Origin of the sequence: Proteinivorax tanatarense (assembly GCF_040267685.1) — a bacterium.
In the GTDB taxonomy this organism is placed as follows: domain Bacteria; phylum Bacillota; class Proteinivoracia; order Proteinivoracales; family Proteinivoracaceae; genus Proteinivorax; species Proteinivorax tanatarense.
Window position 1 is genome coordinate 765,336 of the sequence record NZ_CP158367.1, and the last position, 21,082, is coordinate 786,417.

The window sequence follows — 21,082 nt, forward strand, 5'->3', positions numbered from 1 at the left end:
ATAATAAAATAAATAATTAAAGGTTAACGAGGAGGAATAACATGAGTCAAATTCAAAAAGCTTTAGATAAGATTCCTGTGCCAGTTACATTAGTAGGTGCATATAATGAAGAAGGTCATAATGTAATTACTGTCTCTTGGTTTACCCAAGTTTCACAGGAGCCTAGTTTAATAATGGTCAGTATCTCACCAAGTAGCTCTATAATCCCTGTTATTTCAGAAACTAAAGAGTTTGTAGTATCTCTTTTGCCCCAAGATAACGAACAAGTAGCTAGGATTTGCGGCCATACTCGGGAAAATGTAACTGATAAAATAAAAGAGGCAAAATTAACAGTTAAAGATGGGAATAAACTTAATGTTCCCTTGATTGAACAAGCAATTGTAAACTTTGAGTGTAAAGTAACAAATCAATATACAGCAGGAGATCATAACGTTATAATCGCTAACGTTGTTTCTGCAGATAAAATAAAAGAAGAAAAACCAATGGTGTTTTACGACAGAGACCTTGTAGCAATAGATAACAGTCAATCAACTTAAGACAGGCCTTAGGCCTGTCTTAAGTTTTATTTTTTAAAAGATGATGTTATAATTTGGATAAGATAATACCATCAAGGAGGAGTAAAAATTGAAGGTGTCAAAAGAAGAGTTAAAGGAACTGGCAAGAATAAGCATGCTAGAAATTAGGCCAGAAGAAATGAACGAATATATTAAAGAGTTAGATCAGGTTTTGTCCTATGCTGACAATTTAAAGAAATTGGACCTTGAAGATGTACAGCCAACAGAGCGGGGCTGTGGTCATTGTACAATGAGACATGATAAAGTAGAGCCAAATAAGGGGGAAAATTTATTTAAAAACAATATCACTAGTATAGAGCATGGGTTCGTAAAAGTTGAACAAGTAAATGATAGGGGGAAAAAAGGTGGAGCTGACTAAGTTATCAATTCAACAGCTTATTTCTGGATATAAAAACAAAAATTTTTCAGCTTTAGAGGTTACAGAGCAATATTTAAAAAATATAAAAGAAAAAAACAAAGACTTAGGGGCGTATATAAAGACAACAGATGACATTGCTTTGGCCAAAGCAGAAGAAAGGTTTAATGATAAAGCGATACCAATGGCTGTTAAGGATAACATAAATGTATGTGATGTGGCCACTACTTGTGCCTCAAAAATCTTTAAAAGCTACATCCCCTCCCATAATGCTACAGTAATTGAAAGATTAAATGATCATTGCTTATTACTAGGAAAAACTAATATGGATGAATTTGCTATGGGCTCATCTAATGAGACATCAGCTTTTTTTCCTGTAAAAAATCCTTGGGATCAAAGGAGAGTAAGCGGTGGCTCGAGCGGGGGATCGGCGGCGGCTGTCGCTGCTGACCTTACATGTTTTGCTTTAGGTTCTGATACCGGTGGGTCTATAAGACAACCGTCATCTTTCTGTGGTGTGGTTGGACTTAGGCCAACGTATGGTTTAGTATCCCGACATGGCTTAGTTGCTGTAGCATCTTCGATGGATCAGATAGGAACTATAACTAAGACAGTGGAAGATAGTGCTTACGTACTTTCTAAAATAGCTGGACGAGATAAAAAAGACCCAGTAACAACAAGCAATAAAATCGAAGACTATTCAGCAGCCCTCAAAGGTGAAATGCAAGAAGTTAGAATTGGACTACCAAAGCAATTTTTTACAGACTATACCCATAGTGAAATTAACAAAAAATTAAATAAAGCTATAACAACATTAGAGCAATTAGGAGCAAAACTAGTGGAAGTAAACTTGCCCCATATCCCTTATAGTGTTTCAGCTTATACATTGATTTGTGCGGCAGAAGCGTGGTCTAACTTGGCTAGGATTGATGGTTTAAGACATGGAGAGAAAACTTTTGAAGAAGATTATCTTAAAAACTCAATTCAATCTAGAACTGAAGGTTTTGGTGTGGAAGTAAAAAGACGGATTTTGCTAGGGGCATATATATTAAATTCATCTAATAATAATGATTACTATCTAAAGGCTCAAAAGGTTCGCACTTTAGTCAAAAAAGATTTTCAAAAAGCTTTTCAACAATGTGACGTTATTTTAGGTCCAACTACACCTAGTACAGCATTTAAGCTAGAGGAGAAACATGATCCATTGACTATGTATTTACATGATAGCTATACAACACCCGTTAGCTTGGCAGGGCTACCAGCGATATCTTTACCCTGTGGTCAGGATAGTAAAGGCATGCCTATAGGTCTACAACTTATAGCACCTGCTTTTAGCGAGGGTATTTTATTTAACGTAGGAAATAATTTTCAACAAGCAACTGATTATCATAAAAGGAAGATAGAATAATGATGAAAAATAGCTTTCAGTTATAGGGGTTTATTTATATAAAGAGGTGGTTTTATGTCAAAAAAAATATCAGCAAGTTTTATAAAAGAAGCTTTAGTTGTAGGAGTTGTTTTTGTTGTTTTATCTTCTATCATGCTCTTTTGGGGCGGGGAAGAAGAGCAAGAGCAAAAAATAGCAGATAAAGACATTATTATTTATGAACACAATAATTCTTCTAATGATTCTAGTAGTCTAAATGATAGTTCTTCTAGTGATTCCAGTAGTTCAGGTAGTAGTTCATCAAGTGGTTCTGATGATTCCAGTAGTTCAGGTAGTAGTTCATCAAGTAGTTCTGATGATTCCAGTAGTTCAGGTAGTAGTTCATCAAGCAGTTCTGATGATTCCAGTAGTTCAGGTAGTAGTTCATCAAGCAGTTCTGATGATTCCAGTAGTTCAGGTAGTAGTTCATCAAGCAGTTCTGATGATTCCAGTAGTTCAGGTAGTAGTTCATCAAGTAGTTCTAATGATTCCAGTAGTTCTAATGATTCCAGTAGTTCAGGTAGTAGTTCATCAAGCAGTTCTGATGATTCCAGTAGTTCAGGTAGTAGTTCATCAAGCAGTTCTGATGATTCCAGTAGTTCAGGTAGTAGTTCATCAAGTAGTTCTGATGATTCCAGTAGTTCTAATGATTCCAGTAGTTCAGGTAGTAGTTCATCAAGTGGTTCTAATGATGATTCTAATGATGCTAATTTTGAATATAATGCTGAATTGACTAATGCAGTTAGACAAGAGCAAAAAAATAGAAGAATTAATTTTGATATTTATACAGATAATGATGGCGAACAATTACCATATTTTGATAACATTTTTGAAAAATTCACACAAGATATATATAGCACAACTGATGTAACAAATAAACTATCAATGTATGAATGGGAAGAAGAGACCTATCAAAACAGTAAAAGAGAGTATATCATTCCTCCATCATATCTTCAAGTACGCATAGGCGAAACTACAAGTAATAATCCTGACGAACTTCTTAGATCAGTATATTATTCTAGTAATACAGATTTTAATAGAGTTAAGGTTTATTCAAAAAATGGAGTTAATAAAATTTACTTGTTAGCATTTAATATTCACTAATAAAGGAGGTTTGTTTGTGAAAAAAAATATACAGAAAATATTATCCTATATAATTTTAGTATTTATGTTATTTTCTTTTTTAACTTTTGTACCTCAAAAGGCTTCTGCTATCCCTAATAACCCACGAAATTTTTATTATTGGCTAGATAATCAATCACATTTAGATACTGATTCTATTGTTTTTGATGGTGATAATGCTCTTATGTGGGGGACTAGAACTAGTGCTGCGCCATCTTCTCATATTAGATTTAGAAACCTTGGTTGGCAAATAACAATAGAAATTCCAGAAGTGGGGGACTTATGGAGAATAAAGGAAATAGCATCTACAAAGGGGAAGTAATATGGAGTATTTTGAAACCGTTATTGGAGTAGAGATTCATGCAGAATTAAAAACTGAATCTAAAGTATTTTGCAGTTGCCCAACTCAGTTTGGAGCGCCACCTAACACACAGGTTTGCCCAATTTGCTTAGGTTTTGTTGGCTCACTTCCAATGCTAAATAAAAAAGCTTTAGATCTTGCCCTAAAAGCTGCACTAGCTTTAAATTGTAGTATAGAGCAACAAAGTAACTTTGACAGAAAAAGTTATTTTTCTCCTGATTTACCTAAGGGTTACCAAATAACACAATATTATGAGCCATTAGCATCTAATGGTTATGTAGAATTAGAAATTGGCGGTAAAAAAAAAGTTATTGGTATTCGACAGATACATATCGAAGAAGATGCAGCAAAACAAGTAGTAAAACAGGGGTACAGGCTTTTAGATTTTAATAGAGCTGGGATAGGGCTTATTGAAATTGTCTCTTATCCAGATATTTCTGATGAACAAGAAGCCATGGAATTTGTTAAAAAAGTAAAAACAACTTTGCAACATCTAGAAATTTCTGACTGCAAATTGGAAGAGGGTAGCTTAAGATTTGATGTTAATATTTCTATAAAACCACATAAATCAGGTAGTTTAGGCACAAAAACTGAGATAAAAAACTTAAACTCGATAAAAGCACTAGGCAAAGCTATAGATTATGAAAAGACTAGGCAGCGAGAATTAATGGAAAAAAGAGAGACGGTCAAACAACAAACACTTAGATGGGATGAAGCAAATAATAAATGTCAAATTTTAAGAAATAAGGAATCGGCGAGGGGATATAACTATTTTCCTGAACCAGATGTTTTACCGGTTCAATTGAGCAAAAGCTTTATCCAGCATGCTAAAAGCAAAATAGGTCGACTTCCTGAAGAGAACAAAGAAAAACTTATGAAAATGGGGCTTCCAAAAGGGGATGCTTCGCTAATAACTTCTAATAAAGAAGTGTACGATTTTTGGAACGAAACTATTGTGTACTGTGATGATTTAAACTTAGTTACCAATTGGATAAAAAGCGAGGTGTTTAGGTACGCAAAGGATAAAAGTAAAATACGGGAGCATGTAACACCTAAAAGATTAGCATTGCTGCTAGATCTATTAAAATTGGGAAAGATATCTCACCAAGGAGCTAAAAAGGTTTTCAGACTGATGTGGTATCACGACAAACAGCCGGAGCAAATAGTAAATGAACTTAATTTAAATTTAGAAAACGACCAAACTAAAATGGAGCTAACAATAGACCAAGTGTTAGCACAATATCCAAAATCTATAGAGGATTTTAAACAGGGCAAAGATAGAGCTTTAGATTTTTTAGTAGGACAGGCTATTAAAAAGTCAAAAGGTAAATTAGAGCCTCAAAAGGTAAAACAGTTAATTATAAAAAAGTTAGACTATGTTACAAAGTAAAATGTTATACATCCACTAGATTTTTCAGTGGAGAATTAATTAAAAAGTGCTTGGGAAATAGAACAGGGAACAAAATATTATGAAGTTGGAAATTTATTTTACAAATGAAGTGGCTCAGTATATTAAAGAAACAAAATTGCATTCAAGTCATAATATAATAGATAATGGTAATGATGATGGTAGCACCTGGGCAGTTGGAAATTATAAGCTGGATTATAAAATGCAAAAGTGTTGAAACCTAGATATAATCAGGACGTTATTTCCCAGAAAGCAGCTAAGATGGCTAAAGTAAGTCATTAAGCTCCTACGTGAATAAAAATTCCTCTTGTTGGTGAAGATAAATTAAGAATAATATAACAAGAGGTGAATATATTGGCTAACAAAGATCGTGAACAATGGGGTAGTCGTATAGGATTTATTTTGGCTGCTGCTGGTAGCGCAATAGGACTTGGGAATATATGGAGATTCCCCACTGTGGTAGGACAAAGTGGTGGCGGAGCTTTTTTACTGGTGTACCTAATTATTACATTTTTGGTTGGAATACCTTTAATGATTGCCGAGTTAACAATAGGTAGAAGAGGTCAGACCAACATAGTAGGGTCCTTTAAGAAAGTTGCAGGCGATAACTGGGGAATTATAGGAGCTTTAGGAGTAGCTGCAGGGTTTATTATACTGTCTTTCTATTCTGTAATAGCAGGATGGGGTGTGGCTTATATATTTAAGTTTTTAACAGGTGAACTTGCAAACTTAGGGGCAGAAGAAGTTGGAAATGTGTTTAACGAGTTAACATCAAACCCAATTGTTCCTATATTTTGGCATGGTATTTTTATGTCTATGACAATTGGTATTGTGATATTGGGTATAGATAAAGGAATAGAAAAAGCAAGCAAACTGTTGATGCCTATTTTATTAGTTCTTCTTGTGCTATTAGCAATAAGGAGCGTCACTTTAGATGGAGCAATGGAAGGTGTATCTTGGTATTTGCGCCCAAACTTTGCGGCGATAGATAGACATATAATACTGAGCGCTTTAGGCCAAGCCTTTTTCAGCTTTAGTTTGGGTATGGGAGCTATATTAACTTATGGTAGCTATTTACCTAAAAAAGAAAACATTCCAGGAAGTGCTGTATATATAGCAATATTTGATATATTTATAGCTGTGTTGGCAGGTTTTATAATAATACCAGCTGTGTTTGCTTTTGGATTAGAGCCAGGCTCAGGTCCACCGTTAATTTTTATTACATTGCCCGCTGTATTTGGTGCAATGCCAGCAGGAACTTTTTTTGGTCTTCTGTTTTTTGTATTGCTAACTATCGCCGCAGTGACTTCCGCTATATCACTTTTAGAGGTAGTAGTAGCATACTTTATCGATGAACTAAAGTGGGATAGAAAAAAAGCTTCTCTTTTGGCAGGGTTAGCAATATTTATACTAGGAATTCCATCATCTTTGTCTATGGGTGTAATGAGTGACAATTTAATTTTTGGCATGCCGTTTTTAGACTTTATGGATTATTTTGCATCTAACGTTCTGTTGACCTTAGGGGGACTATTCACCGCTATCGTTATAGGATGGGTGTGGAAGACAAGTAACGCTATTTCAGAGATTGAGAAATCTGGTGACAAATTTTTACTGGCAACTCCTTGGGCATTTTTGATAAAATGGATAATGCCAGTAGTTTTATTGGTAATCATTGTTAATGGTTTGTTTTTCTAAATTTTAAAAGGGAGATGAGAGAAATATGAATGTATATGATTATGCTCATAAACTAGTTAAGGCTTTTAAAGAAAGTGACGATTATCAGCAGTACAAAGAAGTTTCTGAAAAGATTAAATCTGATTCTAGCAGTGTAAAAATGCTTAAAGATTTTAGAAAAAAGAATTTTGAATTGCAAAAGTTACAGATGCAGGGAAAAGAACCTTCACAAGAACAGATGGAACAAATTCAAAAGTTATTTGAAACCATCAGCTTAAACAAAGACATAGAAACATTTTTGATGTTAGAGCAACGTATTGGTCAAACGATGTCAGATATACAAAAAATCATAGGTGATGGAATAAAACTTGAGTTTAATCCTTTGGAAGAGGAAGATGCAAGTAGTCAATAGGAGTTATGCTAAACCTGTAAAATTGTCTTTACCTTACCTTTAAAAGAGTTGTCATATCAATGATGGTGGAAAAGGACGATAATCGACAAAAAATGACAAAAAAAGAATTAAACACGCTTTAAACAGCTTAAATAGGCTTATATTCCTTTTGACTACAACAATATGATAAATTATACTAAAGAAAGAAAAAATAACTAATCTACTATTTATCATAGAAAAAAACAAAACAAACTAATATGCTAAAAATCTTTTTATTATTAAAAAACCTTCCGCCATCTCCCCCCCCCTCTGATGCGGAAGGTTTTTTGTTTTCAATTTCTTGACGAATTAAATACAATAATATAAACTTATCATATAAGCATATATTAAGTTTTACTAAACAATAGTAAAGGAGTTTGTGTTATGCCAAGGCTAACAGCTAGAGAAGAGGAAATTCTTAAAATCTTACATAACGAACCAATGATTAGTCAGGAAGAACTAGCTAACCGATTAGAGTTAACAAGATCAGCAGCTGCAGTTCATATTTCCAATTTAATTAAAAAGGGGTTTATTTTAGGGCGTGGCTATGTATTTAACCAGCAAAAAAAAGTAGTAGTAATTGGTGGGGCGAACTATGATATAAAAGGTATTGTGGTATCAGATAAAGTTGAAATGCTTACGTCAAACGTGGGCAAAATAGTTACTTCAGTTGGTGGAGTGGGTAGAAATATAGCAGAAAACTTAGCAAGATTGAATGTACCCACAAGCTTACTTTCAGCGGTAGGTAGAGACAAGCATGGTAGGGCTATTATAGAATACAGTAAAGAAGCTGGAGTTGATATGTCACAAATATTACAGACCGGCAAGCATAATTCAGGGACATATATGGCGTTTTTAAATGATAAAAATGATCTACAAGTAGGGTTAGCGGATATGAATATCATTGATGTTATAGACACTCAATATATTGAGTCAAACCTATCACTTCTTAAAAATGCTGGCATAATAGTATGTGACACAAATTTAAGAAAGGATACAATTGAGTATATAGCACATCAGGCAAATGAGCTTAACTGTACTTTGGTAGTTGAGCCTGTCTCTGTAGAAAAAGCTAGAAAAGTTAAAGATATTTTAAGCTACATAGATATAATTACTCCTAATAAAGAAGAGTTAGAAGAAATATGTCAGATGCAATTAAACAGTTTTGAAGATTATAAACGTGCTGGAGATATGCTTTTGAGTCAGGGTGTGAGAATTGTGCTGTTAAAGTTAGGAGAGAAAGGCCTATTTTTATATAGCGATGATTCTGCAGAAATGATTCCATCAATGGCTGATGAGATAGTTGACGTAACTGGAGGAGGAGATAGTTTAGTAGGTGGATTTTTGGCGGCTTATTATAAAGGCATCCCTTTACAGCAGTGTGCAAAAATTGCTTCCATTTGCGCTGCTTTAACATTGCAATGCAAAGATACAGTATCACCAAAATTAAGTTGGGAAAAACTAAAAAAAGAACTCAAGGAGGATTTAACAAAATGAATTATATAGAAATATCTACTGAAGTTAAAGAAGCTTTAGCATCTAAAAAAGGGGTAGTAGCATTAGAATCTACAATAATATCTCACGGAATGCCATACCCTCAAAACTTAGAAACAGCTCTGGAGGTTGAACAAGTTATAAGGGAAAATGGTTCAATACCTGCAACTATAGCAATAATGGATGGAAAGGTTAAAGTGGGATTAAGTAAAGATGAAATACAAAGAATGGCTGAAAGTAAAAATGTACGAAAAGTGAGTAGGCGGGATATCGCTTACACTATTTCTCAAAAAGAACTAGGAGCTACAACAGTTTCTGGAACAATGATTGGTGCCCAAATGGCTGGTGTTAAGATATTTGCTACTGGCGGGATAGGCGGTGTTCATAGAGATGGCGAAAACACACTGGATATATCAGCAGACTTGACGGAATTAAGTAAATCTAATGTAGGTGTAGTGTGTGCTGGAGTAAAGTCCATACTAGATATTGGAAGAACTTTAGAGTATCTTGAAACCTTAGGAGTACCTATAATTACATATAAATCATCAGAATTTCCGGCTTTTTTTTGCTCAAAAAGTGGCTTTACATCTCATTTAAAAGCAGACTCAGCAGAAGAAATAGCAAATATGCTACAAACAAAATGGCAAATGGATTTAAAAGGAGGAGCTGTGATTGCAAACCCAATTCCTACAGAATATGATATTAAAGAAGAGATAATTGGAAAAGCTATAGATGATGCCTTAAAAGAATGTAACGATAATGGCATAAAAGGAAAAGATGTAACTCCTTTTTTACTGTCGAAAATAAAAGAGATAACTGGCGGAGATAGTTTAAAATCCAATATAGCTTTGGTAAAAAACAATGCAAGGCTTGCTGCCAATATTGCAAAGCAAATTGCCCAAAAGGAGGACTAACTTTTTGTGAATAACAAATTTAAAAAGACTGAACTAGCACCTGGAATAAATCTGTATCTTTACCCAACGGATAAGTATAAGACTGTATCTATTAGAATGTTTTTGTATACAAACTTAGATGATGAAACTTCAAAAACTGCACTTTTGCCAGAAATAATGAAAAAGGGGACTGATATGTACCCAACCCCCAGAGAACTCTCCCAAGAATTAGCAAAGCTATATGGCACTCGTATGGGTGCTGGTGTAACCAAAAGAGGAGAGACACTTCTTATGGACTTTAGGATGGAAATGGTCAGCCCTAGGTTCTTAGAAGATGACTCATACGTTCAAAAATCCTTAAATATATTTAAAGATATTATTTTTAATCCCGCTATCAAAGATAATAAATTTAACAAAACTTATGTAGAGATTGAAAAACAAAACTTAAAAAATAGAATATCTTCTACAGTTAACGATAAACAAAAATATGCTTTTATCAAAGCTATAGAACATTCCTGCCCAGAAGAACCTTATAGAACATCAAAATATGGTAGCTATGATGACTTAGAGAAAATAAATGAAAACAATCTTTATGAACACTATAACAGAATTATCAATAACAACCCTATTGACTTTTATGTAGTAGGAAATTTTGACGAAAAGTCTTTAAAGGATAAGTTCCTGGATACATTCAAGATAGAAAGAGAAAAAACAGATACAGTTAAAAAGCCGATAAACAGCAAAGCTAACTCATTTAATGAAATTATAGAGGAAATGGACATAAAGCAGGGGCGTTTGGTCATGGTGATGAAAACACCGATAACCATGAATCACGATCGGTATCCTGCGTTGTTGATGTACAACGGTATACTAGGTGGATTTACTCATTCAAAGCTTTTCCAAAACGTTAGGGAAAAAGCTTCTCTGGCATATTATGCGGGATCAAATATCGAAACTTTAAAAGGGATGATATTCGTTTTTGCTGGCATCGATAAACAGACATACAATGAGACCGTTGAAATAATAAAAAAACAAGTCGAAGAAATAAAAATGGGCAATATCTCAGATAAGGAGATTGAATATACTCTGGCAGGATTAGAGAATAGCCTATCAGAGACCATAGATGAAGTAGGTGGCCAAATAGGACTTCAAGTAGATGGTGGGTTAGTAGGGAGAAAGTGGACAGTAGAAGAACTTTTAAGAGAGTTAAAATCAGTAAGCAAAGAGGACATAGTAAATGCAGCAAACACTATCGAGATGGACACAATATTCTTTTTGCGACCTAAGGAGGATTAACTAATGCTCAACTCATATGAATATAGAAAAATTGACGAAAGCTACTTTTCTTTTACAATGCCTAACGGACTCCAAGTGTTTTATATTCCACGACCAAACTACAAAAAATCCTTTGCTGTACTTGCCTCTAACTTTGGTGGAATAGACTTTAAAACAGATTTCATGGAACTAAAGCCCGGCATTGCACATTTCTTAGAGCATAAGTTGTTTGAAAATCCAAATGGTAATGTTGAGGATGAATTTTCAAAATTAGGTATATCTGTAAACGCTTTTACAACTCATAATAATACAAGCTACTACTTTTCTTGTACTTCTAATTTTTACAAAGGTCTTAAACTGTTATTAGATTTTGTACAAACCCCATATTTCACCGAAGAAAATGTTAAAAAAGAACAGGGGATTATTGCCCAAGAAATAGAAATGTATCGAGATGATGCCAATTGGGTAGGGTATTTAAACTTATTAAACGGGTTATACCCTAAACACCCTATTAACCAAGATATCGCTGGCACCAAAGAAGATATATACCAAGTTGACGTAGACATGCTTAATAAATGTTATGAGCAATATTATAATCCTCTTAACATGGCGTTATTTGTTATAGGAGACTTAAAAATAGAAGAATTGTATGACTTTGTAGGGCAAAATCAAAAGCCTAAAAAGTTCAAGGATGTTCCAGAATATAATAGGAACTTTTTACAAGATACTTTTATACCAAAGGAAAAAGAGATAAGTATTGATATGGAAATTTCCCGGAACTCACTAAACTTTGGGTTCAAGGATAAAAAGGTTGAGGAATCAGGAAAAGAGTTGTTTGAAAAAGAAATTACTACCTTGCTAGGGTTAGAAACTTTAGTAGGAAAAAGTTCTAAGCTATACAATGATTTGTATGAAAAAAGAATAATTGATGATTCTTTTAACATAGAATATACAACGGAAACTGGATATGGACATACAATTTTCTCATGTGAAACTGAAGATCCTAACAAAACTTACGAACATTTAAAAAATGAATTTACAAAAGCATTAGAACAAGGTCTTAACGAAGAAGACTTTATAATAAACAAAAAGAAGATACAAGGGATAACATTAATGGAGCTTAACTCTTTAGAAAATGTAGTTCTCGGGTTCATGAGTGAGCATTTTAGGGGAGGGAGTTTTTTCGATAAAAATGAAATTATTGAAGGAATAACCTTTGAGCAAGTAGAAAATAGAATGAAAGAACATATTGATTACAACATGTCTGCTATTTCTGTGGTAAACAAAAAATAGTAGGTTTTGTGCAGGCCAAGAAAACTGTTACCAAAGAAGGAGAGGACATTTTATGAATAGGTGGTTTAAAACAAAAAATCCTACAACTGTGATAGCTGGAGAATCAGTTTTGAAGTTTTTGCCTGAGCAATTAAATCAGTTAAAAGCAGAGAAAGTCCTCATAATAACAGACAAAAAAGAAAATTACCTGCAAAAACTAAATGATTTTTTACCCCATGATAAAAAATATTTGCACTATAGCGAAATCGATAAAGAAACAAGTGTTAATAAAGTAAATGAAGCAGCAAAACTAGCCGTAGAAAATAATATCGATACCATTGTAGCTTTTGGAAGTGGAGATGTTATTGACACTGCTAAAGTAGTAGCTTATAAGGCTAAAAATATGGATAAGTTTGATTGGGGTTCATATACTTTTGCTGAGGGACCAAGGCTAAACTTAGTGACTGCTACCACAACTTTAGCTACTACTTTCAGCAACACTCCTTTTGCTTTTATAAAAGATACTGACAAACAAAAGACTAGAACATTATCAGGGGATGCGTTCTTTCCTCATGTTTCTATTGTTGATAGTAAAATTCCAGTGTTGCTAACACCGAGAGAGATGGCTTCTGGTATCAACCTAACACTTTCTACTATAGTAGAAGGGTATGTTTCAACTTTATCAAGTTTATATAGTGATGCTATTACCATGTCAGCTTTAGAACTTCTTATTTCAGGGATTTATAACTTACATTCCGACTCATCAAATGAGGAAGCTTTTGAAAAAATTCAGGTAGCAGGAATACTAGCATCTTATAGCGTAAACAATAGCATGCTAGGAATGGTTTCAGCCACAGCCAATGCCTTTTATGGTAAATATCAGGTAGACTACGGTGAAATATGTGGGTGTGTGATGTATCCCTATCTACATCTTACCGTTCCTTCAAGACTGGAAAAGTTTTCTAAAATAGCAAATAAGATATTTATGCAACAGCAACAACAGAACTATTTCCCGGAAAAAGAGACTTTAGCAAAAGAAGGGATAGATAAACTAAAACAAATGGTTGATAGTATATCTCCTACCCTAACCTTATCCCAACTCGGAGTGAAAAGGGAAGAACTGTCACATATTGCAGGCATAATTGCAAAAGATGACGGGCTATTAAGTTGTCCTGTAATTCCCGATAAACATGAAATAGAAAATGTATTGGAGCAGGCATATAGCTCAAAAGAGTGATGATGGTAGGGTATTGACAATACTCATAAATGTATGGTAAGATTAAACTTATGAAACAAGCCGAAGTGGCGGAACTGGCAGACGCGCTTGACTCAAAATCAAGTGGGCTTATGCTCGTGTGGGTTCGAGTCCCACCTTCGGCACCATATATGAATATTAAAGGCATTTAGCACATAGCTTGCAGAATGCCTTTTTTTTTGTGTTTAATTTAAAAGCCTAACTTTATATTTAACTTTTACACTTTCGGAAGTTATAACAAAGTTAGTCATAGAATTCTAAGGGGCTAGGAAGGACTTTTACGACTTTCAGCGAATATATTTAGTAAGTCTAAATAATAATAGACGGCACTATTTTTGGTGCTTCTTTTCATTGTCAGGGGGATTACAGTGAAATCTAAAGCAGCAGGAAAATTAAATTACACTAAATTATTAATTATCTCCATGGCTTATATAGCTGTTAGCTTGAGCACTCAGGGGTTTAAAGCTATACTGACTTTGGTGCGGGCAGATTTAGGAATTACCAGCGCTCAAGCCGGGCTTTATTCTACCTTTTTCTTTTTAAGTGCCACTGTTATAGCTGTATTTAGCGGACGGGTTGTGGATTCCCTAGGCTCTAAAAAGAGCCTAGTAATAGGAACATTTATTGTCGGCTCATTGATGGTGTTGCATTCTTTTGCCCCAAGTTTGCTGATTCTTTTGATTTTGGCCTTTTTCACCGGTATTGGCTTTAGCATCATAACACCTGCGGTAAATAAAGGGGTAATGGAAATTGCCCCTCCTCAAAGACGGGCCAGCGCCCTAGGCATTTCCCAGGCTGGTAGCGGTATTGGCGGTGTCTTAGGAGCAAGCCTACTACCTATTCTGGGGCAGCTCTATGGTTGGCAGACAGCTATTTTAATTGCTGGTATTGTTGCCGTCGGTTTTAGTTTGATGTTGATAGTCCTTTATAATCCACCCAAGGTAGATGTTAAATCTAAGGCTGAAGTGAATTTTAAAGAGGATATGAAGTTACTTCTTAAGAATAAGGGGTTACTGTGTGTGGCAATGATGGGTTTTCTTTTTGGATTTACTTTGGCCACTACCACCACCCACCTGGTCATTTTTTTGGATCAAGATATAGGTTTTACTCCTGGCCTTGCCGGTATTGCTCTGGCCATTTTTCAGATGGGAGGGATTTTTGGCAAACCCAGCTGGGGTTATATCAATGATACTATTCTCAATGGCAACAGAAGGAAGGGGTTTTTGATAATAGGATTGTTATCGGCTCTTTGTACATTGATGATGGGTTCTTTGGTCCCCGCAGGGTATATTACTGGATTGGGAGTCTATACTTTAGTATTTTTCTTTGGGGCCACCAGCATGGGAATCCCAGGTCTTTTCTTTACAGCAGTAGGGGATATTGTCTCAGATAAACTGATGGGTACTGCTACGGGAATTTCTCTGGTTTTTATAAGGGTAGGAGTTATTATTGGGCCACCGCTTTTTGGGCTTATTGCAGATATAAATGGGAATTACTCCGTTAGCTGGTTATTCCTTTCGGTGATACTAGTGGCGGTAACCTTATGTTTTTATTACCTTAGTGGAAAATACCTACCTAAATCAACAGTTAACAACATTAATGTATCTTCGTCAGGGTAAAAAGCTTGGAATAGAGCCATTATACTTATTCAGAATATGACAGTTATTACTTTTGTTAAATTTTATCTTTAACAATATAAATATAAAAGGCATTTAGCAAAGAGCGTGCTAAATGCCTTGTTTTTGTTTCAAGACTACTGTATTCAAATTATCTTTTACATAATACTATCTTAATAATCTTTTTTCTGATACGATGAAATAAATTGTATTAAAAAAAGAGGTGAACTGGGTTGGATACTTTGAGGGAAATCCTAAAAAGTAAGAATCTGGATGATTTTTGTGAAGAAATTGGAAAAGATATAAGAAGCTTTTTATTGAGATTTGGGAAAAATTGCAATTAGCGGTAGCGCACTGACTATTTCCAGTGGGTATTTAAAACTTCTTCTATTTTATATGAAACCATTGACAAATTTTTTTAACTGCAATATAATTGTAAGTGAAGTGAAAGTCATTCTCAAATACATAAATTTTGAAAGGGAGTGTTTGGATATGGCTGTTGATGCTAACAGATTGTATAAAGACAAGATGGTTGAAACCGTTTTGCAAAATAAATCTTTAGAACAATTAAATCCCGGCGAACAGGGTGTAATAGTAGATGTTCCAGCTAACTCTTTTTTAGCCTCCTTAGGGTTTAGAGCAAAAAAAACAGTTGAAGTTGTGGCTAGGGAGTTATTCAATGGACCTTTACTTTGTTCTGTTGATGGTAGGAACATAGCAATAGGCGCTGATGTTGCAGAAAAAATTATCGTAGATTCAATTGATAATTAAATGTTTGATTTTTTTATTTAGATTTAATTGATAATTGTTACCATTTAAATGAATATGGCGTCGATTTTATTCAAAGCAAGCATAGTTTAAATTTGATGCTTGCTTTGATGTATTTATTCCTTAAAAAGCACATATCGGAGGCTAGACAATGAAGAGAATTTTTACTTCAGTTGAAAAAATGTGTTGTGAATTTTATCCCGCTTTTTATTTATATCATAGTATCTATAAAAATGTTATGCGTAATGAGATTAAGTTAGCTAATATAACCTCGAATGATGTAGTGCTAAACATTGGTTGTGGGGCTATTCCGTTTACTGCATTGCATATAGTCCAAATGACAGGTGCCAAAGTTATTGCTTTGGATAAGGACAAAGAGGCTGTTGAAAAAGCTAAAAAGTGTTTATCAAAATATAAGTTGCAAAAAAACATAGAGATAGCTTTAGGTGATGGGATTGTAGAAAATCTTCCGGATTTCACTGTAGCTATTATTGCGTTACATGTAAAAGAAAAAGCGACAATGCTGGAGAACCTTAAGTTGACAAAAAGTCCAGGAGCAAGGGTTGTTTTCCGTCAACCTGCTGTTGGTTATGAAAATGAATACGGAAGTTTGCCTGACAAATATGTACCTGACGGTAAAATAAGTCAAAAGATGAAGACTTTTAAGGAATCATATCTTTATCATATCAGCTAATCGCTTGCTTTTAAAAGTGTGGAGGTAAAAGAGTTTGAAAAAATCATTTCTATTATTAGTGGCGATACTTTTTTTTCTTGTGTTAACTGTAGTCTTAGGTTACGATGAGGTTTTAGATGTAATTGGCAGAATGAGTTTTAATCAACTTCTTCTAATGACAGCGTTACAGTTATGTACTTTGTTTTTAACAAGTTTTATTTGGTATTATCTGTTACGACAGAAATCTAGTAAGGTTTCCTTAAGTAATGTTTTTGGAATAAATTTAGCAGGCTCTTTTGTGGAAAGTGTTACTCCGTCAGTAAAAGTTGGTGGAGAGGCTTTGAAAGTATATCTAATGCAAAAAGAAACAGCTCTTAAATATACAGAAATTACTGCAATAACATTGGTAAGTAAATTTATTTCTCTGTTTCCTTTTTTAATTATTAGCTTTTTAACACTTTTTATTGCATTTTTAAGTTTTGATCTACCATTGTTTATATTATTAGCTTTTTTGGGTTTGGTATTATTTTTTTGTTTGTTTTTTGTTATTTTTAATTTTAAAGGTTCATTTTTAGAGCGGCTTTTTTACAAATTTGAGCAAAATAAAAGCCCTGTTTTTAAAAAGATTAAAAATAAAGTTATAAAAGTGCAATTTTTTTTAGAGGAAACTTCGTTAAAATCAAAAACAGTTGTTACTGACTTCCGAAAACGGGTTTTATTGTTTGCAATCGCGTTTGTGGTCTGGAGTTTTTATCCGGTTAAGGTTTATTTAGTAGCTAGGATACTAGGTTTTCAACTTAATCCTGTTATTGTTATAATAGCTACCTTTAGTGCATACTTAGTTAGCATGATTCCACTGCTACCAGGAGGATTAGCTACTTTTGAAGGAACCTTAGCTCTAGTTTTGGCGTATGAGGGTTTAGCTCCCCATGAAGCATTTTCTATAGCTATAATGACTCGTGTAATTACTTTTTGGATTCCTTTATTGATATCTGCAATTCCAGCTATTTACTATATAAATAAAACGAAAGATAAAAACGGAAAGTGAGAGAAGGTGGTTGAAATGGTGAAAAATCAAGAAAAACCAAATATTCTTATGATAGGGCAGCCTAACATAGGAAAAAGTGTAATGTTTAACAATCTTACGGGATTAAACATAAGTGCTGCAAACTATGTTGGGACTACTGTTGAGTTTACTGCTGGAGAAGTTACCCTAGGTGATTTGAAAGCAAATTTGATTGATGTTCCAGGCACATATACACTGGAAGCGACAAATGAAGCTGAACAGGTGGCAGTAGAAATGTTGCAAGGTAGAACAAATCGTTCCAAAACAAAAAACTGCCATGAAGATGGCGGCCTTCAATCTGTAAATTTGGCTAAAAGCCCTGATGCCGTTATTTGTGTACTAGATGCCCATAACCTTGAAAGCAGTCTATATCTTTTATTTCAAGTAATGGAGTATAACATACCTACCATTGCTGTCCTTAACAGGATGGATATTATTGAGGAACGTGGGGAAAAGATTGATGTCCAGTATCTTTCTAAACTTTTAGGAGTTTCTGTGATTCCAACAGTCGCTGTTGAGAAAAAAGGTGTAGATGTATTAAAAGAGTTGTTAAAAGGTGTTTTATCAACCGGGGCTACAAGAGAGAATGAAACAGCTAAAAAACTTGATGACGGTAAGGTCAAAAATGAATTGTGGGAAAAGGCTGAAAAAATTACTAAACAAGTTAAAACTAAGCCTGAAGTTATAAAAAAGACAAGAAGTCAAATATGGGGTGCAGCTTTGGTAAAACCATGGCCAGGAATTCCCCTTGCTATATTAATTTTGGCGGCGGTCTTTGGTGTTGTTGTTGGAGTTGGTATGGGTCTTCGAAAATACTTATTGTTACCTCTTTTTAGAGGATATATAATCCCTGCGATATCATCGGTGGTGGAGCTAATAGTTCCTGAAGGACTTATTCTTAACGTTTTAATAGGAGAATATGGAGTTCTGGTAAAGGGCCTGGAGTGGCCTCTTACTCTTGTGTTGCCTTATGTTCTTTCTTTTTATTTTGCTTTAAGTATAATGGAGGACAGCGGATATCTTCCTAGGTTAGGTGTGCTGTTAGATGGTCTATTAAGTAAGCTAGGTTTACCTGGTTCTAGTATTGTTCCATTGCTTTTAGGATATGGATGTGGAATACCAGCAATTATGGCAACTAGATCTTTGAACTCTAGAAAAGAAAGAATTACAGTTTCTACAATGGTTGCTTTAGGAATACCTTGCGTAGCTCAATCGGGAGCTTTTATAGCGCTTATGGCGGAAAGATCTATTTTAGCATTGCTATTAGTATTTTTATTCTCTTTTGCAGTGGTTTTTTTAGCTGGGTTTACTATAGATAAGATATTACCAGGAAGCCGACCCTACACTATAATGGAAGTACCAGAGTTGCTTTTTCCAAAGGGAGAAGTTATATTAAAAAAGGTTTGGTCGAAGGTTAAGAATTATTTAAAAGAAGGCGTTCTTCCTATGATGGCTATCATAGGCGTTGCAGCTTTTTTATATGAAAGTGGAATAATGGAATGGATTGGTGAAGCTTTAAGTCCTTTAGTGGTAAGCTGGTTAAGATTGCCTGCTGAAGCTTCTGTTCCTTTGATTTTAGGAATATTTAGGCGTGAACTTACCGTTATTCCTCTTATTGAGATGGACTTAACTACCTTGCAGCTTTTTACTGGTGCTATTGTTGGGTTGCTTTATGTTCCTTGTGTAGCAATACTTGCTACTTTGGCTAGAGAGTTTAACATTAAAATGGCATTATTTATTTTAGTACTAACTAGTTCCTTAGCCTTTTTAGTAGGAGGGATTGTAGCTAGAGTTGGTGGTTTGCTATTTTAATTACAACTAAAACTGGCAGGTAATCATTAGATTGCCTGCCAGTTTTGTTTTGTGTCGCTATTTTTTGTGGGGGGTTAAGTACAGCAAAGATAAATCTAACAATAAAAAATATTGTAGCCGCCCAAAAGGGGTTTAATGGCAAAATTTTTTAAACTAGAAAAGTTATGTTGAGCCCAACTAATAGTAATCATAACGTTTTTTATATTAAAAATAACAATCAAAGTTATAACAACAGGAAACAAACCCTGCACTTTAACCCTAAAATTAAAATGTCTTTGCATTTTAATATACCTCCCTTTTATTTATGCTATTAATATTATAACAACATTGTAAATGAAAACTATTATCAATGCATTTTTTTAGAAAAGATTTATAGGGATTAAAAAACACTTGACTATTTGAGAGGAAAAGTGTATTGTTAAAACTAACGGTGAGAACAATTCTCAACGTTAGTTTTTTGAAGTGTCCTGAGAATAATTCTCATTCACTACCGCCGATGCACTCAAGTAAATTTAACAGGCATTAAAGGAATTTATTTACAGCTGTTATTTTAGCCATGTTTCAAAACGTAGTTAAAAGTTATGTTATTTTCATAAGCCAATACTTGTTGCATCAAAAAGTTATTATATGTATAACAGATTAGAGGAGGGAGGGCAGTAAAGCAATAGTTTATAGTTTTGAAAAATTATAATAAGAATATTAGGAGGTTTTCAAATGGAAACAATAAAACAAAATTTTTTAAGCAAAAAAAATATTAGTGTTCTAGGTATAGTGTTGGTTTTAACAATAGTGTTTTTAGTTTTTCCTACTGAAATTGCGGAAGCGTCAAGTGCTGATGTGCTTGAAAGACAGATTGAGTTGCAAGAGGAATTTAGGTTTTGGGAAGTTCGCACCGAGTTACATAGAATACATCATCACTTAGAATATGTTCCATATATGTCTTTTGCAGTTGTAGGGATTTTTCTTGTCCATTTAGCCTTTTTGGTTATTAAAATTATTGAGATGAGACAAAAAAGGGTTAATAAAGCTTAAAGTAAAGGGAATTAGCGCATCATATAAAGACTCACCGTTGAATATGGTGAGTCTTTAATTATTGCATGTTGCACCGTTAAAGTCATATTATGAAGTTTAATTTTATGGTTAGGAGGTTGGAGAATAAACATACTATTTTAGTTGGTAATTATGATATAGTGATAGGTCTAGCAGATTTGGCACAAGAGTTAGGACTGGAAGTCAAATCAATAATTGTAAAGCATAGTATGTGCAAAAAAGCAAAAGAATGTATTCCTCAAAAGTGGAAGTAACTTGAGCGAGCAAGAGATTGAAAAATGTCTAAATGAAGAAGAATTTTATCTACTTTTAGCTGATGGTTCGACTTTACTTCTTCCTAGCAAAAGCAGGCTGAAGTTTCAGATTTCTAATCCTAATTTAGATAAACATAATATTTATCCATATGCCCCATTTGTGGGCTTAAATGGAACTTTATATTTGATACAGAACTTATACGAATTACACAAGAAAGCTTATTTAGACTAGCAAAAGAAGTGGCTTTTTAAAAACAGTATACTGTTTTTAAAAAGCCACTTTATAGTTATTCTAGGTCTAAA

General features: G+C 34.2%; 23 protein-coding genes and 1 tRNA gene. 23 read left to right on the forward strand and 1 reads right to left on the reverse strand.

Translation table 11 applies throughout. The features are described 5' to 3' along the window. Positions 1–41: 41 nt before the first annotated feature. From PRVXT_RS03775 to PRVXT_RS03870, 20 genes are all read left to right on the forward strand, one after another. Positions 42–536 carry a flavin reductase family protein gene (locus PRVXT_RS03775; protein WP_350344355.1) on the forward strand — a complete coding sequence of 165 codons (495 nt, stop codon included), beginning with the start codon at positions 42–44 and terminating at the stop codon, positions 534–536. Between the two features lie 94 nt (positions 537–630). Then, on the forward strand, positions 631–933 hold the full coding sequence (gatC, locus tag PRVXT_RS03780) for an Asp-tRNA(Asn)/Glu-tRNA(Gln) amidotransferase subunit GatC (RefSeq protein WP_350345103.1): 303 nt from the start codon (positions 631–633) through the stop codon (positions 931–933). Further along, complete coding sequence (gene gatA, locus PRVXT_RS03785) at positions 920–2,338, forward strand: Asp-tRNA(Asn)/Glu-tRNA(Gln) amidotransferase subunit GatA (RefSeq protein ID WP_350344356.1); 1,419 nt, start codon at positions 920–922, stop codon at positions 2,336–2,338. The genes gatC and gatA overlap by 14 nt, the downstream gene beginning before the upstream one ends. Positions 2,339–2,392: 54 nt before the next feature. Next, entirely contained in the window at positions 2,393–3,460 is a 1,068-nt protein-coding gene (locus tag PRVXT_RS03790; RefSeq protein WP_350344357.1) for a hypothetical protein, read from the forward strand. Between the two features lie 16 nt (positions 3,461–3,476). After that, positions 3,477–3,800 (forward strand): hypothetical protein, encoded by a 324-nt coding sequence (locus PRVXT_RS03795; RefSeq protein WP_350344358.1) that lies wholly within the window; start codon positions 3,477–3,479, stop codon positions 3,798–3,800. Position 3,801: 1 nt separating this feature from the next. After that, the gene (gene gatB, locus PRVXT_RS03800; protein ID WP_350344359.1) at positions 3,802–5,229 is read left to right on the forward strand and encodes an Asp-tRNA(Asn)/Glu-tRNA(Gln) amidotransferase subunit GatB; all 1,428 of its coding nucleotides are present in this window, start codon (positions 3,802–3,804) and stop codon (positions 5,227–5,229) included. 79 nt (positions 5,230–5,308) lie between these two features. Then, positions 5,309–5,464 (forward strand): hypothetical protein, encoded by a 156-nt coding sequence (locus PRVXT_RS03805; protein ID WP_350344360.1) that lies wholly within the window; start codon positions 5,309–5,311, stop codon positions 5,462–5,464. A gap of 137 nt (positions 5,465–5,601) precedes the next feature. After that, positions 5,602–6,942 (forward strand): sodium-dependent transporter, encoded by a 1,341-nt coding sequence (locus PRVXT_RS03810; protein ID WP_350344361.1) that lies wholly within the window; start codon positions 5,602–5,604, stop codon positions 6,940–6,942. Positions 6,943–6,967: 25 nt separating this feature from the next. Beyond that, entirely contained in the window at positions 6,968–7,333 is a 366-nt protein-coding gene (locus PRVXT_RS03815; protein WP_350344362.1) for a YlbF family regulator, read from the forward strand. Positions 7,334–7,735: 402 nt separating this feature from the next. Continuing rightward, entirely contained in the window at positions 7,736–8,848 is a 1,113-nt protein-coding gene (locus PRVXT_RS03820; RefSeq protein WP_350344363.1) for a PfkB family carbohydrate kinase, read from the forward strand. Beyond that, positions 8,845–9,759, forward strand: coding sequence for a pseudouridine-5'-phosphate glycosidase (locus PRVXT_RS03825; protein ID WP_350344364.1), 915 nt, complete (start codon positions 8,845–8,847; stop codon positions 9,757–9,759). Before PRVXT_RS03820 ends, PRVXT_RS03825 begins: the two co-directional genes overlap by 4 nt. Positions 9,760–9,765: 6 nt before the next feature. Beyond that, positions 9,766–11,034 carry an EF-P 5-aminopentanol modification-associated protein YfmF gene (gene yfmF / locus PRVXT_RS03830; protein ID WP_350344365.1) on the forward strand — a complete coding sequence of 423 codons (1,269 nt, stop codon included), beginning with the start codon at positions 9,766–9,768 and terminating at the stop codon, positions 11,032–11,034. A 3-nt stretch (positions 11,035–11,037) separates the two neighbouring features. Continuing rightward, positions 11,038–12,306, forward strand: coding sequence for an EF-P 5-aminopentanol modification-associated protein YfmH (yfmH, locus tag PRVXT_RS03835; RefSeq protein ID WP_350344366.1), 1,269 nt, complete (start codon positions 11,038–11,040; stop codon positions 12,304–12,306). Positions 12,307–12,358: 52 nt separating this feature from the next. Next, positions 12,359–13,522 carry an iron-containing alcohol dehydrogenase gene (locus PRVXT_RS03840; protein WP_350344367.1) on the forward strand — a complete coding sequence of 388 codons (1,164 nt, stop codon included), beginning with the start codon at positions 12,359–12,361 and terminating at the stop codon, positions 13,520–13,522. Between the two features lie 59 nt (positions 13,523–13,581). Next, positions 13,582–13,668, forward strand: a tRNA-Leu gene (locus PRVXT_RS03845). A 240-nt stretch (positions 13,669–13,908) separates the two neighbouring features. Beyond that, positions 13,909–15,159 carry an MFS transporter gene (locus tag PRVXT_RS03850; protein WP_350344368.1) on the forward strand — a complete coding sequence of 417 codons (1,251 nt, stop codon included), beginning with the start codon at positions 13,909–13,911 and terminating at the stop codon, positions 15,157–15,159. Between the two features lie 489 nt (positions 15,160–15,648). Next, positions 15,649–15,927, forward strand: a complete 279-nt coding sequence (locus tag PRVXT_RS03855) for a FeoA family protein (protein ID WP_350344369.1) — start codon at positions 15,649–15,651, stop codon at positions 15,925–15,927. 148 nt (positions 15,928–16,075) lie between these two features. Then, positions 16,076–16,618, forward strand: a complete 543-nt coding sequence (locus tag PRVXT_RS03860; protein WP_350344370.1) for a methyltransferase domain-containing protein — start codon at positions 16,076–16,078, stop codon at positions 16,616–16,618. A gap of 34 nt (positions 16,619–16,652) precedes the next feature. After that, complete coding sequence (locus PRVXT_RS03865; protein ID WP_350344371.1) at positions 16,653–17,645, forward strand: lysylphosphatidylglycerol synthase transmembrane domain-containing protein; 993 nt, start codon at positions 16,653–16,655, stop codon at positions 17,643–17,645. An 18-nt stretch (positions 17,646–17,663) separates the two neighbouring features. After that, entirely contained in the window at positions 17,664–19,475 is a 1,812-nt protein-coding gene (locus tag PRVXT_RS03870) for a ferrous iron transporter B (protein ID WP_350344372.1), read from the forward strand. Positions 19,476–19,570: 95 nt separating this feature from the next. Here PRVXT_RS03870 and PRVXT_RS03875 read toward each other — a convergent pair whose 3' ends face one another. Further along, a complete protein-coding gene (locus PRVXT_RS03875; protein ID WP_350344373.1) occupies positions 19,571–19,756 on the reverse strand; it encodes a hypothetical protein in 186 nt (61 codons plus the stop codon). Positions 19,757–20,189: 433 nt separating this feature from the next. On the opposite strand from PRVXT_RS03875, the gene PRVXT_RS03880 reads away from it, so the two are divergent. The 3 genes from PRVXT_RS03880 to PRVXT_RS03890 all read left to right on the forward strand — a co-directional run bounded on the left by PRVXT_RS03880 (position 20,190) and on the right by PRVXT_RS03890 (position 21,011). After that, entirely contained in the window at positions 20,190–20,507 is a 318-nt protein-coding gene (locus PRVXT_RS03880; protein WP_350344374.1) for a hypothetical protein, read from the forward strand. Between the two features lie 89 nt (positions 20,508–20,596). Continuing rightward, positions 20,597–20,779 (forward strand): hypothetical protein, encoded by a 183-nt coding sequence (locus PRVXT_RS03885; RefSeq protein ID WP_350344375.1) that lies wholly within the window; start codon positions 20,597–20,599, stop codon positions 20,777–20,779. 1 nt (position 20,780) lies between these two features. Further along, entirely contained in the window at positions 20,781–21,011 is a 231-nt protein-coding gene (locus PRVXT_RS03890) for a hypothetical protein (RefSeq protein WP_350344376.1), read from the forward strand. Positions 21,012–21,082 lie beyond the last annotated feature (71 nt).